Annotated in this window: 14 protein-coding genes; 12 read left to right on the forward strand and 2 right to left on the reverse strand. The window is 63.9% G+C overall.

Translation table 11 applies throughout. The annotated features are described in order from the left end of the window. Positions 1-93: 93 nt before the first annotated feature. From LB565_RS16325 to LB565_RS16370, 10 genes are all read left to right on the forward strand, one after another. Entirely contained in the window at positions 94-1,176 is a 1,083-nt protein-coding gene (locus LB565_RS16325; protein ID WP_224585696.1) for a sugar ABC transporter substrate-binding protein, read from the forward strand. A gap of 66 nt (positions 1,177-1,242) precedes the next feature. Beyond that, on the forward strand, positions 1,243-2,079 hold the full coding sequence (locus LB565_RS16330; RefSeq protein ID WP_224585698.1) for an ATP-binding cassette domain-containing protein: 837 nt from the start codon (positions 1,243-1,245) through the stop codon (positions 2,077-2,079). After that, complete coding sequence (locus LB565_RS16335; protein ID WP_224585700.1) at positions 2,076-3,329, forward strand: sugar ABC transporter permease; 1,254 nt, start codon at positions 2,076-2,078, stop codon at positions 3,327-3,329. Before LB565_RS16330 ends, LB565_RS16335 begins: the two co-directional genes overlap by 4 nt. A 24-nt stretch (positions 3,330-3,353) precedes the next feature. Beyond that, positions 3,354-4,082, forward strand: a complete 729-nt coding sequence (locus tag LB565_RS16340) for an SDR family oxidoreductase (RefSeq protein ID WP_224585702.1) — start codon at positions 3,354-3,356, stop codon at positions 4,080-4,082. A 139-nt stretch (positions 4,083-4,221) separates the two neighbouring features. Further along, positions 4,222-5,829, forward strand: a complete 1,608-nt coding sequence (locus tag LB565_RS16345) for an FGGY-family carbohydrate kinase (protein ID WP_224585704.1) — start codon at positions 4,222-4,224, stop codon at positions 5,827-5,829. A gap of 283 nt (positions 5,830-6,112) precedes the next feature. Then, complete coding sequence (locus LB565_RS16350; RefSeq protein WP_224585706.1) at positions 6,113-6,325, forward strand: hypothetical protein; 213 nt, start codon at positions 6,113-6,115, stop codon at positions 6,323-6,325. A gap of 38 nt (positions 6,326-6,363) precedes the next feature. Then, positions 6,364-6,570 (forward strand): hypothetical protein, encoded by a 207-nt coding sequence (locus LB565_RS16355; protein WP_224585708.1) that lies wholly within the window; start codon positions 6,364-6,366, stop codon positions 6,568-6,570. Between the two features lie 78 nt (positions 6,571-6,648). Beyond that, positions 6,649-7,659, forward strand: a complete 1,011-nt coding sequence (locus LB565_RS16360; protein WP_224585711.1) for a P63C domain-containing protein — start codon at positions 6,649-6,651, stop codon at positions 7,657-7,659. 261 nt (positions 7,660-7,920) lie between these two features. Continuing rightward, positions 7,921-9,690, forward strand: a complete 1,770-nt coding sequence (locus LB565_RS16365) for an acyl-CoA dehydrogenase family protein (protein ID WP_224585714.1) — start codon at positions 7,921-7,923, stop codon at positions 9,688-9,690. A 19-nt stretch (positions 9,691-9,709) separates the two neighbouring features. Beyond that, entirely contained in the window at positions 9,710-10,459 is a 750-nt protein-coding gene (locus LB565_RS16370) for a crotonase/enoyl-CoA hydratase family protein (protein WP_224585715.1), read from the forward strand. Positions 10,460-10,494: 35 nt separating this feature from the next. Here the strand turns inward: LB565_RS16370 and LB565_RS16375 are convergent, their stop codons facing one another. Both LB565_RS16375 and pdxH read right to left on the reverse strand, forming a co-directional pair. Then, positions 10,495-11,127: a LysE family translocator gene (locus tag LB565_RS16375; protein WP_224585717.1), complete on the reverse strand. Its 633-nt coding sequence runs from the start codon at positions 11,125-11,127 to the stop codon at positions 10,495-10,497. A gap of 56 nt (positions 11,128-11,183) precedes the next feature. After that, positions 11,184-11,801, reverse strand: coding sequence for a pyridoxamine 5'-phosphate oxidase (gene pdxH / locus LB565_RS16380; RefSeq protein ID WP_224585719.1), 618 nt, complete (start codon positions 11,799-11,801; stop codon positions 11,184-11,186). 40 nt (positions 11,802-11,841) lie between these two features. On the opposite strand from pdxH, the gene LB565_RS16385 reads away from it, so the two are divergent. Next, the gene (locus LB565_RS16385) at positions 11,842-12,306 is read left to right on the forward strand and encodes an RT0821/Lpp0805 family surface protein (protein ID WP_224585720.1); all 465 of its coding nucleotides are present in this window, start codon (positions 11,842-11,844) and stop codon (positions 12,304-12,306) included. A gap of 148 nt (positions 12,307-12,454) precedes the next feature. Then, a complete protein-coding gene (locus tag LB565_RS16390) occupies positions 12,455-13,384 on the forward strand; it encodes a DnaJ C-terminal domain-containing protein (RefSeq protein ID WP_224585723.1) in 930 nt (309 codons plus the stop codon). Positions 13,385-13,483: the final 99 nt, after the last annotated feature.

A 13,483-nucleotide genomic window follows, 5' to 3' on the forward strand; every position in this document is an offset into this window, starting at 1 on the left:
CTCCTTTCAACAGTTCGATATGCAGTCAAGGCCTGGCGCGTGGTTCACCGCGCAGGTCCTCGTGAAACCATTTCTCGAAACGGAGACATTCGAATGACCAGACATGCTTGGAAATCGCCGTTTGCCTTGAAGTCGACAATCGCGGCCGTTTTCGCGGTCTCGCTGCTCGGCAGCACCGCGGCCTTCGCCGACACGGTCACCGACGCCACGGTTGCCTTCCTGATGCCCGACCAGGCGTCGACCCGCTACGAGCAGCACGACTATCCCGGCTTCGTCGCCGAGATGAAGAAGCTCTGCCCTGGATGCAAGGTGATCTACCAGAACGCTGACGCCGATGCGGCGCGCCAGCAGCAGCAGTTCAATTCGGTGATCTCGCAGGGCGCCAAGGCTATCGTGCTCGACCCGGTCGATTCGACCGCCGCCGCCTCGCTGGTGAAGCTCGCCCAGAGCCAGGGCGTCAAGGTGATCGCCTATGACCGGCCCATCCCGACGGCGCCCGCCGATTTCTACGTGTCCTTCAACAATGAAGGCATCGGCAAGGCCATCGCTGACTCGCTGGTCGAGCATCTCAAGGCTCTGAAGGTCGACCCGGCCGGCGGCGGTCTGCTGCAGATCAACGGTTCGCCGACCGATGCGGCCGCCGGCCTGATCAAGAAAGGCATCCATGAGGGTCTCGACAACAGCGGCTATCCGATCCTGGCCGAGTTCGATACGCCGGAATGGGCGCCGCCGAAGGCGCAGCAATGGGCGAGCGGACAGATCACCCGCTTCGGCACCAAGATCCTCGGCGTCGTGGCCGCCAATGACGGCACCGGCGGCGGCGCGATCGCCGCCTTCAAGGCGGCCGGCGTCGATCCGGTTCCTCCGGTGACCGGCAACGACGCGACGATCGCGGCGCTGCAGCTGATCATTGCCGGCGACCAGTACAACACCATCTCCAAGCCGAGCGAAATCGTTGCGGCCGCCGCGGCCAACGTGGCCGTCAAGCTCTTGTCGGGTGAGAAGCCGAAGGCCGAGATGTCGCTTTACGACACGCCCTCGCAGCTCTTCACGCCGGCGGTGGTGACGCAGGAGAACCTCAAGGCCGAGATCATCGACAAGAAGATCAACACGGCGGCCGAGCTCTGCGTCGACCGCTATGCCGAGGGCTGCAAGAAGCTCGGCATCACGAAGTGATCATAGGACATCCGGCCGCCACTCGGCGGCCGGATGTCCAGGGAACGACAGTCAGAAAGGCGGCGCATGAGCGAGAGTCTTGAAGGGTCGGCTTCCGTCGGCGAGCTGGTGCTCAGCCTGCGCGGCATATCGAAGAATTTCGGCGCCGTTTCGGCGCTGACCGATATCGATTTCGACGTCCATGCCGGCGAAGTCGTAGCCCTGGTCGGTGACAACGGCGCCGGCAAGTCGACGCTGGTCAAGATACTCGCCGGCGTGCACCAGCCGAGCTCGGGAACGATCAATTTCGGTGGCAAGCCGGTCACGCTGCCCGACCCTCGCGCGGCGCTGACGCTCGGCATCGCCACGGTCTTCCAGGATCTCGCGCTCTGCGAGAATCTCGACGTCGTCGCCAACATTTTCCTCGGCAACGAGCTCAGCCCGCTGCGGCTGGACGAGGTAGCGATGGAGATGCGCGCCTGGACGCTGCTCAACGAATTGTCGGCGCGCATCCCGAGCGTGCGCGAGGCGGTCGCCTCGCTGTCCGGCGGCCAGCGCCAGACGGTGGCGATTGCGCGCTCGCTGCTGCTCGAGCCGAAACTCATATTACTCGACGAGCCGACCGCGGCCCTCGGCGTTGCACAGACGGCGGAGGTGCTCAATCTTATCGATCGCGTCCGCTCGCGCGGCCTCGGCGTCGTTATGATCAGCCACAACATGGAGGATGTCCGCGCCGTCGCCGACCGCATCGTGGTGCTCAGGCTGGGGCGCAACAACGGCGTCTTTGAGCCCGACGCCTCGAACCAGGACCTGGTGAGCGCCATCACCGGTGCTTCCAACAACGCGGTGTCGCGACGCGCCGAGCGGCTGCGCATGGAGCGCGATCACAGCGGCAGCGCACAGGCGGGGGAGCAGCGCCCATGACGGCAGAGAAAAGCACCTCCGCCCCATTGGCGCTCGACCGCGCCGACGCGCGGGTGAAGCATGAGGCGGGTATAGGCGGAGCGGTCCGCGCTTTCCTTGACCGCGTGCGCAGCGGCGATCTCGGCTCGCTGCCGGTCATCGTCGGCCTGGTGGTCATCTGGACCGTGTTCACCAGCCTCAATCCGGTGTTCGTTTCCAGCAGCAATCTGGTCAATCTCCTGTTCGACTGCTCGACCGTCGGCGTCATCGCGCTCGGCATTGTCTGCGTGCTGATGGTCGGCGAGATCGATCTTTCCGTCGGCTCGATCAGCGGCTTCGCCTCGGCGGTGGTCGGCACGCTCTGGGTCAACCAGGGCTGGCCGGTGGCGCTCTCCATCCTCGCAGCGCTAGCCTTCGGCGCCCTGATCGGTTCGCTCTATGCCCTTTTGTTCAACCGTCTGGGCATGCCGAGCTTCGTTTCGACGCTTGCCGGCCTGCTCGCGGTGCTGGGCATGCAGCTCTACATCCTCGGCTCCACCGGCTCGATCAACCTGCCCTATGGCTCGGCGCTGGTGGATTTCGGCCAACTGATGGTGATGCCGAAATGGATCTCGTACACGCTGGCAGGGATCCCGGGCCTGGCGATGCTGGTCAGCGGGCTTCGCACCTTTGCGCGCCGCCGCGCGGCCAACCTGTCGGCACCGTCCGTGACCGGACTCATCGTGCGCGTCGCCATCATAATAATCGGCCTCGAACTGATCGTCGCCTATCTCAACCAGTCGCGCGGCATTCCATGGATGTTCGGCCTGTTCGTCGGCCTCGTCGTGGCGATGAACTATGCGCTGACCCGGACCAAGTGGGGGCGCTCGATGACCGCCGTCGGCGGCAACCGCGAGGCGGCGCGCCGCGCCGGCATCAAGGTGCGCGCCATCTATCTCAGCGCCTTCGCGCTGTGCTCGCTCTTTGCCGCGCTGGGCGGCGTGCTGGCCGCCGCCAGGCTCGCCTCCGCCAGCCAGCAGGCCGGTACCGGCGACGTCAATCTGAACGCCATCGCGGCCGCGGTCATTGGCGGCACCAGCCTGTTCGGCGGCCGCGGCAGCGCCTATTCCGCGCTGCTCGGCATCATCGTCATACAGTCGATCGCCAGCGGCCTGACGCTGCTCGATCTGTCCTCATCGCTTCGTTACATGATCACCGGTGCCGTTCTGGCCATCGCCGTGATCGTCGACTCCCTCGCGCGCCGCTCCCGTGCCTCGCACGGCCGCGCCTGAATAGTTCAAACGAGAAGGGTACACATGGCTCACAATCTTTCGGGAAAAGTCGCCGCGGTCACCGGCGCGGCATCGGGAATCGGCCTCGAATGCGCCAGGGCGATGCTTGCCGCCGGCGCCCGTGTCGTGCTGGTCGACCGCGCGGAGGACAGGCTGAAGGAGGTGGTCGCCGAGCTCGGCGACGGCGCGATCCCGCTGGTGGTCGACCTCACCAGCCCGGCAAGCGTGGCGACCATGATGCCCGGCATCCTCGAAAAGGCCGGCCAGCTCGACATCTTCCACGCCAATGCCGGCTCCTATGTGGGCGGCGAGATCCTCAACGGCGATCCGGATGCCTGGGACCGCATGCTGAACCTCAACATCAATTCGGTGTTCCGCTCCGTGCACGCGGTGCTGCCGCATATGGTCGAACGCAAGACCGGCGACATCATCGTCACAAGTTCGATTGCGGGCCTCGTCCCCGTCGTCTGGGAGCCGGTCTACACGGCCTCCAAACATGCCATCCAGGCCTTTGTCCATACGTTGCGCCGGCAGGTGGCCAAGCATGGCCTGCGCGTTGGCGCGGTCGCGCCCGGACCGGTGGTGACGGCGCTGATCAGCGATTGGCCGAAGCAGAAGCTCGAGGATGAGCTGGCGGCCGGCGGGCTGATGCAGCCCACGGAGGTCGCGGACGCCGTCCTGTTCATGCTGACGCGGCCGAGAAACGTCACCATTCGGGATCTGGTGATCCTGCCGCAGAGCAACGATCTATAGGCAGTAGGAATTAGGCAGTAGGGAATAGGGAAAAGAGGCCATTGCCTCCGGCCATTCAACACTAATCATCTCCTACTGCCTACTGCCTACTGCCTACTGCCTACTGCCTACTGCCTACTGCCCTACCTTCGAGGTTCCCATGCCTTTCCATTTCCTCGGCATCGATGTCGGCACCGGCAGCGCACGCGCCGGCGTCTTTGACGAGCACGGCGAGCTGCTCGCTTCCGCCAAGCGCGACATCGCGCTCTTCGTCGAGCCTGGCGAGATCGCCGAGCAGTCCAGCCGCGACATCTGGCAGGCGGTCTGCGCCAGCGTGCGCGAGGCGGTCGGGAAGGCGGGCGTCGATCCTCGGGAAATCGGCGGCATCGGCTTCGACGCGACCTGTTCGCTGGTGGTGGTCGGCGACGACGGCGGCCCTTTGCCGGTCGGCCGCTCGGGAGATAGCGACAGGAACATCATCGTCTGGATGGACCACCGCGCCCTCGACCAGAGCAGGCGCATCAACACCCTCAGGCATCCGGTCCTCGACTATGTCGGCGGCGTCATTTCGCCCGAGATGGAGACGCCGAAGCTTTTGTGGCTGAAGGAGAACCTGCCGGGGACTTTTGCCAAAGCGAGGCATTTCTTCGACCTCGCCGATTATCTCACCTGGCGCGCCACGGGCAGCCTTGCCCGCTCGGTCTGCACGCTCGCCTGCAAATGGACCTATCTCGGCCACGAGCGGCGCTGGGACGAAAGCTATTTCCATGCCGTGGGGCTCGGCGAGCTTGCCGACGAGGGTTTTGCCCGCATCGGCACCGACGTGGTCGAGCCCGGCACGGCGCTGGGCGCCGGCCTGACGGAAGCGGCCGCCGCTGAATTGGGACTGGTCGCGGGCACTGTCGTCGCTGCCGGGCTGATCGACGCCCATGCTGGCGGCGTCGGCACCGTGGGGGCCGCGGGCGAAGCCGGCACCATCTCGTCGCGCATGGCCTATGTGCTCGGCACCTCTGCCTGCACCATGGCAAGCAGCGAAGGCCCGGCCTTCGTGCCGGGCGTGTGGGGACCCTATTATTCCGCCATGGTGCCCGGGCTCTGGCTGAGCGAGGGCGGCCAGTCGGCGGCCGGCGCCGCCATCGATCTGCTGGTGCATTTCCACCCGGCCGAAGCCGAGGCCTCCGCGCGCGCCGCGGCCGAAGGCAAATCGCTGGTCGATTGGCTGGCCGCGGCCGCCACGGCGGGCTCGCCCGACCTGTCGGCCGCGGCCACGCTCGCGGGAAGCATCCATGTCGTCCCCGAATTCCTCGGCAATCGCTCGCCTCTGGCCGATCCGGACGCGCGCGGCCTGATCGCCGGGCTTGGCACCGACCGTTCCGTCGAAAGTCTCGTCGGCCTCTACGTGGCCGGGCTTTGCGGCCTCGGCTATGGCGTGCGTCAGATCGTGGCGGCCATGGCGTCATCCGGTCTTGCGGTCGACACTATCGTCATCAGTGGCGGCGCAGGGCAGTCGCCGCTGGTTCGCCAGCTGCTTGCCGACGCCGCCGGCTTGGCGGTCGCCGCGTCGCAATCGCCCGAACCGGTACTGCTGGGTGCTGCGATGCTCGGAGCTGTCGCCGCCGGCCGGTATGCGGACCTTTCGACCGCCATGCCTGCCATGTCCCGGCTTGGCGAGGTTTTCACCCCGGCGACCGGTGAAATGCGGGCTTGGCATGACAGGCGCTACGAAGCCTTCCTGGCGCTGCAGGCGGTGGGACACAGCATACGTTGAGGGGGTCGCTTTATCCTTGCGCAATTCCGGACGGAAAACCGCGCCCCACTTTTCCTGGAATTACCAGCTGGATGTAATTCGTCGCAGAAATTTGCGTGGTAATTGCAGACCTTGAGATTGGCCATGGCCTTCGCGATTTCGTCATTCTATGGCGGAGCAAGGAGCGAAGCGACGCGCGGGTAGTGTCTCAGTTTGAAATTTGACGGTTAGGCGAAAGCGCCTCGCCGCGTTGGCCCCGTAGGCGGAACCGCCTATATGCTTAGGTAAAGCATATGAGGAACCCATGGGCTGGCGCGAAGATATGATCGAGCATTACACGCAGATGCGTGATCGGTATCAGCAAGGAATCGACATGATGCGCGCCGGCAAACTCGAATTGCGCAGCCTTGAAGACGGCAAGTGGGTCAACATTAACGACTCAACGATAGCGCGCGACGAGACGATTATAGCCACCTTGAACGGAATTATTGAACGCGCGAAGGCCGAGGTAGGCTGATGCCCACCGGACCTAAAGGCCAGAAGCGCCCAGCCGACGTGATCGGCAACGCCGTCCGCGTCATGCGCATTGCTACAGGCGAGGAATCGGACAACGTGCCGGACGACGGCAAGAGCGCGGCCGCCAAAGAGCTTGGCTCGAAGGGCGGAAAGAAGCGCGCCGCCAATATGACACCGGGGGCGCGCCGAGATCGCGAAGAAGGCGGCGGAAAGCCGCTGGAAACGATAGCAAGCATACCTTTGTGAATTTCTGTCGCTCGTGCTTGCTATCGGCAGCAAGCATCGGTATGGATTCGCCATGCAGCAAGCATGAGGTGATTCCCTATGACCGACGATACCCCCCAAAGCAAAGGCGGCCGGATCCGCGCGAGCAATCTATCCGAAGAAGAGAGACGCGAAATCGCACGGCGCGGCGCGCAGGCCAGATGGAAGCCCAAGCCGGAAGCATCGGATCCGACACTGCCGCGCGCCACGCATCAAGGCAAAATGCAGGTCGGGACGCTCGATCTAGATTGCTATGTTCTCGAAGATGGCCGGCGCTTGTTCCATAAACGGGGAATGGCGCGCGCACTAGATATGAAGTCCGGCGGCGGCAACGTGTTTCTACGAGCAATGCGCCGAAAAGGACTAGGATCCGAACTCGACCAAAAACTAGTCCAAGATCTAGAAAATCCTATTAATTTCAAGCCCTTGACACAGGATCTGGGGCACGGGTACGAAGCCGATGTCCTGGTCAATGTCTGTAAAGCGATCGTGCGGGCTCGCGACGCCGGGAAACTGACTGCCTCCCAAGAGGGTTTGGCGGCGCAGGCGCAAATCCTTCTAAATGCCTTTGCCAAGGTCGGCGTCGCGGCATTGATCGATGAGGCCACGGGTTTTCAGGAAATCCGCCAACCCAATGCTCTCCGGATCCTAGTCCAGCAGTACATTGAGAACGAAAAGCGCGAGTGGGAGAAACAGTTCCCAGATGAGTATTATGACGAACTAAACCGCATTTATGGCAGCCGGAAGCGTACGATGACAGCCAGCGGCGCTGTTATTCAGAACCGCCCGCAGCATTTCGCAAATTTCACTCGGACTTATGTCTATCATCCATTGGAGAATGGGGCCGTTCTAGAGGAACTTGATCGGATCAACCCCAAGATCAACGCCAAGGGAACTCGCAAGGCTAGGTTTCATCAGCATCTTACAGAGGGCTATGGAATTGAGAAATTGAAGCGCCAGGTCCAAGAGGTCCTAACTCTCGTCAAGGTCTCGGATACCGTCGGTCAATTTCGGAAGCTGTTTGGCAAGAGGTTTCCCAAGGCCGGGGACCAAACCGATCTTTTTGATTAAGTGAATTTGTATGCTTGACACTTAGGGGCATGAACAAGCTGCCCCTTCAAACCCGTGTCCAAATCCTCTCGATGCTCTGCGAGGGTAGCTCGATGCGATCGATCTCTGCGCGTCCGCTCCGCCCGTGGATGACGAAGTCCAAGCAAAATCCGCGTGACAAAAGTTGACGTTTACGTAAAAAGAAGGCGTGAGGCCGGCCCAAAGGTGGATGGCTTCGCTTCGGCCATGCGCCTACGCTCGGCCGGAACGGGAGGAGCAGACATGTATCGCGCGCCGGTCGAGGACATCGCCTTCACGCTAAAGCAGGTGGCGGGGCTGAAGCCGGCGCTTGACGCCGGCATTTTCGGCGATCTCGGCGAGGACCTTGTCGACGCAATCCTGGCGGAGGCCGGCCGCTTCGCCAGCGAGGAAGTCGCTCCGCTTTACAAGATCGGCGACGAGCAAGGCGCTGTGCTGAAGGACGCTGCCGTCACCACGCCGCCCGGCTGGAAGGAGCTCTACCGGCGCTGGATCGAAGGCGGCTGGAATGCGCTGTCGGGTCCTGAGGAATTCGGCGGGCAGGGCCTGCCGACCATGCTCGGCGTCGCCGCCCTCGAAATGTGGAACTCCGCCGCTATGGCCTTCGGTATCGGCCCGACGCTGACCATGGGCGCGGTCGAGGCGCTCGACAAACATGCATCCGAGGAACTCAAGGCCAAATACCTCTCAAAACTCGTCTTCGGCAAGTGGATGGGCACGATGAACCTGACCGAGCCGCAGGCAGGCTCGGACCTCGCAGCCTTGCGCAGCCGCGCCGAGCCCGTCGGCGACGGCACCTATCGCATCTTCGGCCAAAAAATCTTCATCACCTATGGCGAGCACGATTTCACCGACAACATCGTGCATCTGGTGCTGGCCAGGCTTCCCGACGCGCCGGCCGGCACGCGCGGCATCTCGCTGTTTTTGGTGCCGAAGTTCTTCGTCAACGACGACGGCTCGCTCGGCGCTCGCAACGACGTCTTCTGTTCCGGCCTCGAGCACAAGCTCGGCATCCATGCCTCGCCGACCTGCACAATGATCTATGGCGACGGTTTTCAAGGCTCCACACCCGGCGCCATAGGCTGGCTGATCGGCGAGGAGAACAAGGGGCTGGCCTGCATGTTCACCATGATGAACAACGCCCGCCTTGCCGTCGGCATGCAGGGCGTTGCCGTGGCCGAGGCCGCCACACAGAAGGCGATCGCCTACGCCAATGAGCGCCGCCAGGGCAAGGCTTCCGCCTATTCGGGCTCAGGCATGGCGCCGATCGTCCATCACCCGGACGTGCAGCGCAATCTCTTGACCATGAAGGCGCTGACCCAGATCGCACGCTCGATCAGCTATTCCTGTGCGCATGCGCTCGACCGCGCGCGTGTCGGCGAGGGCGAGGCCGCTGCCAGATGGCATGATCGCGCCAGCCTGCTGACGCCGCTCGCAAAAGCCTTTTCCACCGATATCGGCGTCGAAGTCGCCTCCCTCGGCGTCCAGGTGCATGGCGGCATGGGCTTCATCGAGGAGACGGGTGCCGCCGCGCTCTATCGCGACGCGCGCATCGCGCCGATCTATGAAGGCACCAACGGCATCCAGGCGATCGATCTTGTGGCGCGAAAGCTGCCGCTCGGCGGCGGCGAGCATGTGCATTCCTATATCGGCGAATTGAAAGCGGTGGCCGATGCGGTGCGCACCTCCAACATTGACGGTTTCGGCCGCACCGCCGACAATCTCGACCATGCGCTGGCCGATGTCGACGAGGCGACGCGCTTCCTGCAGAAGCTCATGGCCGATGGCAATGCCGATGCCGCCATGGCCGGCGCGACGCCCTATCTGCGCCTGATCTCGCTCGCTGCCGGCGGCGCCTATCTGGCGCAAGGCGGGCTGGCCGATCGCGGCCGCATCGCCCTTTGCCGCTTCTTCGCCGAAAACCTGCTCGGCGAGACACGCGCGCTCAAGGATCGCGTCATCGGCGGCGCCGAGAGCCTTGCCGCTGCCGGCAAGGAATTGATTTCCGCTTGACGTTCACAAGGAAAAAATCGTGACAAACCACATCCTCGTCGAGCGCCAGGGCGCCGTGCAGATCATCCGCATCAACCGCCCGGACAAGAAGAACGCGCTGACGCGTGCGATGTATGCGAAAATGTCGGCGGCGCTCGCCGAAGGCGATGCCGATCCGGCGGTCCGCGTCCATGTCTTCCTCGGCGTTCCGGGCGCCTTCTCCTCCGGCAACGATCTCGCCGATTTCCTGGTTATCGCCACAGGCGGCGAGGGCGGCGACGAGGTCTGGGATTTCCTGATGGCGCTGGCCAAGGCCGAAAAGCCGATGGTGTCGGGCGTTGACGGCATTGCGGTGGGCATCGGCACCACGCTCAACCTGCATTGCGACCTGACCTTCGCCACGCCGCGCACGCTGTTCCGCACGCCCTTCGTCGATCTCGGCCTGGTGCCTGAAGCCGGCTCAAGCCTGATCGCGCCGCGGCTGCTTGGCCGGCAGGGCGCCTTCGCGCTGCTCGGCCTCGGCGAAGGCTTTTCGGCCGAGCGCGCCAAGGCCGCGGGGCTGATCTACGATGTCGTTGCGGAAGACGCGCTGGAAGCGGCGGCGCTGGCCGTCGCCAACGACATCGCCGCCAAGCCGCCGCAGGCGCTGAAGATCGCTCGCGACCTGATGCGCGAGCCGCGCGAGGAATTGATCGCCCGCATCAAGGTCGAAAGCGAGCATTTCCGCGAGCGGCTGACCTCCGAAGAGGCGCGCGCCGCGCTCACCGCTTTCATGACCAGGAAGAAATAGGTCGCGCAGGCGGCCCCGTAGGGCGGATCACCCGCTCACCGGTGCTCCGTCGCGATGCGGATACCGAGGCCGATCAGCACCATTCCGGTCAAGCCCTCGATGGTGCGGCGAATGGACGGGCGGCGCAGGAAATCCCCAGCCTTGGCGATTACGGTCGCATAGAGCGCGAGCCAGGTGAACGTCATGACGGCGAAGACCGCGCCGAGGCCGAGCAGCGCTGAAAAACTTTCTCCGCCGGGCGGCACGAACTGTGGCAGCAAGCTCGCGAAGAACACTGCCATCTTCGGATTGCCAAGATCGCTGATCAGCCCCTGGCGATAGGCGCTTGCCGCCGTCAGGCGGCGCGCCGGCCTGGCCACGATTGCCGTGTCCTGGCGATGCGGCGGCCGCAGCGCTTCCTGCAGGGCCTTGAAGCCGAGATAGATGAGATAGGCCGCGCCTGCATATTTGACGGCAAGGAACAGCGGTTCCGATGCGACGAGCAGCGCGACGATGCCGGCGCTGGTAGCCAACGCCCAGATCGTCTGGCCGCTGGAGATGCCGAGCGCGGTGAACACACCTGCCATGCGCCCGCCAAGCAGCGTGTTGCGGATGGTGATGGCAGTGTCCGGTCCAGGCGTGGCAAGCACGACGAATGAGACACCGAGAAAGGCCAGGAACAGGTTCATGCGTCTTTCCTTCCTATCGAAGGGCAGGTTCAATCGCACACGCCATCGTCACAACGTCAGGGATAAAGCCGCGTCTTGTCCCAGCCGCCGATGGCGTTGCGTGAGAAGAGGATGCGGTCATGCAGGCGGAATGGCCTGTCATGCCAGAACTCGATTGTCTGCGGCAGGATGCGGAAGCCCGACCAGTGTTTTGGCCGCGGGATATCGCCGATGGCGTAACGCGCCGTGTATTCGGCCACCGCCTTTTCCAGCGCGAAGCGGCTCTCCAGCGGCCGCGACTGTTTCGAGGCCCAGGCGCCGATGCGGCTGCCGCGCGGGCGCGTGGCATAATAGACGTCGGCCTCGGCGTCGCCGACGATCTCGACCGGCCCGCGCACCCGCACCTGGCGGCGCAGCGATTTCCAGTGGAAGCACATCGCCGCCTTCATGCTGCCAAGAATTTCGCGGCCCTTGACGCTCTCGAAATTCGTGTAGAAGACAAATCCCTTTTCGTCGAACCCCTTGAGCAGCACCATCCGCACATCCGGCATGCCGTCGGCGTCGACGGTTGCCAGCGCCACTGCGTTGGGATCGTTGGGCTCGCCTTTCGTGGCGTCCTCCAGCCATGCGGCAAAGAGCCTGAAAGGCTCCGCGGCCTCGGTGAAGTCACCGCTTGTTAACTCAGTTTCGTTCATAGTTTTCCGAATTTTTACCGTTCCGGGAGGAGTTCGCCGATTGTTGCGTATCGCGCAAGCTTTTGACAGCGGGCAATGGGGCGTTATCGCTTCGGCCAGCGTCAAGGCTGTGGTCGTGACGGCGGCCCTTTCCCTTGCCGGCTGCGGTGCGGGCGGCTTCAGCTTGGAAAAAATGGATGTCGATCGCTCGATCATCACTTCCAGCGCGCCGTCCTCGCCTGCCGCTCCGGCGATCGCCGACACGGACTCCGACCAGACCACCATCGGCAACGCCGTTTCTTCCGCCGACATCAAGGAGCTTGGCGGCCAGGCCGTGCCATGGGCCAACGCCGGCACCGGCTCGCGCGGCGCGATCACCGAATTGGTCGAGCTGAAGGATGGCGGTGTGACCTGCCGCCGCTTCAGCGCCACGCGCGAAAGCTTCGACGGCGTCGCGCTCTACAAAGGCGAGTTGTGCCTTGCCGGCGCCGGTGGCTGGCGCATGCAGGAATTCAAGGCGCTTTGATTTCGGTGGCGCCCTGAATTTGCGGCGCCCTGAATTTGCGACGCTCTGAGTTTCAGGCGCTAATTGCCCTTGCGCCACTGGAATTTCTTCCTATGCGAGCGCATATAGGGGGCGATTACAAATCCATTCTCTCTTGCAGGCAGGAAGCATGCGCGACCCCTATGAGGTGCTGGGCGTTGCCAAGAACGCATCGGCCAAGGACATAAAATCGGCTTACCGCAAGCTCGCCAAGAAGTATCATCCGGACCAGAATCCGAATGATCCCAAGGCGAAGGACCGTTTTGCCGCCGCCAACCAGGCCTATGAGATCGTCGGCGATGAGAAGACGCGCGCCGCCTATGATCGCGGCGAGATCGACGCCGAGGGCAAGCCGAAATTCCAGGGCTTTGAGGGCGCGGCCGGCGGCGACCCGTTCGCCGGCTTCCGCCGTCAGCAGGGCCCGGGCGGCGCGCATTTTGAATTCCGCACCGGGCGCCCGGGCGGCGATCCGTTCGACGGCAACAGCGACATCTTCAGCCAGATATTCGGCGAAGCCTTTTCCGGCGCCCGCGGCGCCGGCCGGGCAGACCGCCGCCAGCCGGTGCAGGCGGCCGATCTCAACGTCACCATGGATATCAGCGTCGAGGAGGCAGCCACCGCCGATAAGGTGACGGCAATGTTCCCCGACGGCCGCAAGGTCGCGGTCAAGCTGCCGGCCTATGTCGAGGACGGCCAGACAATCCGCCTGAAGGGCCAGGGCGAGCAGGGTCCGGGCCAACCGGGCGACGCGCTGGTCAAGATCCACATTCGCCGCCATCCGCGCTACCGCATCGAAGGGCGCGACCTGCATGTCGATCTGCCCGTCGATCTGGCCGATGCCGTGCTCGGCGCCAAGGTGACGGTCGAGACGCCGACCGGCAAGCTCGCGGTTAACGTTCCGGCATGGTCGAGCTCGGACAAGGTGCTGCGCCTGAAGGGCAGGGGCCTGCCGGAAAAAGCGGGCGGCCATGGCGATCTCTATGCCCATGTACGGCTGATGCTGCCGGAGGGCGGCGATGCCGAGCTTGAGGCCCTGATGCGCCGCAGAAAGGGTGATTGAGGGAATTTTGTTCCTCTTGCAGTGTCTTTTGAGCGCTTGAAGGGGCTTTGTGCCTGTGCGATAGGCTCTCCACAAAGCGGATATTCTTTCGGAGAGCTT

Origin of the sequence: Mesorhizobium sp. CA14, assembly GCF_020165195.1 — a bacterium.
GTDB lineage: Bacteria > Pseudomonadota > Alphaproteobacteria > Rhizobiales > Rhizobiaceae > Mesorhizobium.

Bases quoted from the DNA above. Each gene is read 5' to 3' on its own strand.
- LB565_RS16325 (WP_224585696.1), top strand. From the start codon at position 94: ATGACCAGACATGCTTGGAAATCGCCGTTTGCCTTGAAGTCGACAATC.
- LB565_RS16330 (WP_224585698.1), top strand. From the start codon at position 1,243: ATGAGCGAGAGTCTTGAAGGGTCGGCTTCCGTCGGCGAGCTGGTGCTC.
- LB565_RS16335 (WP_224585700.1), top strand. From the start codon at position 2,076: ATGACGGCAGAGAAAAGCACCTCCGCCCCATTGGCGCTCGACCGCGCC.
- LB565_RS16340 (WP_224585702.1), top strand. From the start codon at position 3,354: ATGGCTCACAATCTTTCGGGAAAAGTCGCCGCGGTCACCGGCGCGGCA.
- LB565_RS16345 (WP_224585704.1), top strand. From the start codon at position 4,222: ATGCCTTTCCATTTCCTCGGCATCGATGTCGGCACCGGCAGCGCACGC.
- LB565_RS16350 (WP_224585706.1), top strand. From the start codon at position 6,113: ATGGGCTGGCGCGAAGATATGATCGAGCATTACACGCAGATGCGTGAT.
- LB565_RS16360 (WP_224585711.1), top strand. From the start codon at position 6,649: ATGACCGACGATACCCCCCAAAGCAAAGGCGGCCGGATCCGCGCGAGC.
- LB565_RS16365 (WP_224585714.1), top strand. From the start codon at position 7,921: ATGTATCGCGCGCCGGTCGAGGACATCGCCTTCACGCTAAAGCAGGTG.
- LB565_RS16375 (WP_224585717.1), bottom strand. From the start codon at position 11,127: ATGAACCTGTTCCTGGCCTTTCTCGGTGTCTCATTCGTCGTGCTTGCC.
- pdxH (WP_224585719.1), bottom strand. From the start codon at position 11,801: ATGAACGAAACTGAGTTAACAAGCGGTGACTTCACCGAGGCCGCGGAG.
- LB565_RS16390 (WP_224585723.1), top strand. From the start codon at position 12,455: ATGCGCGACCCCTATGAGGTGCTGGGCGTTGCCAAGAACGCATCGGCC.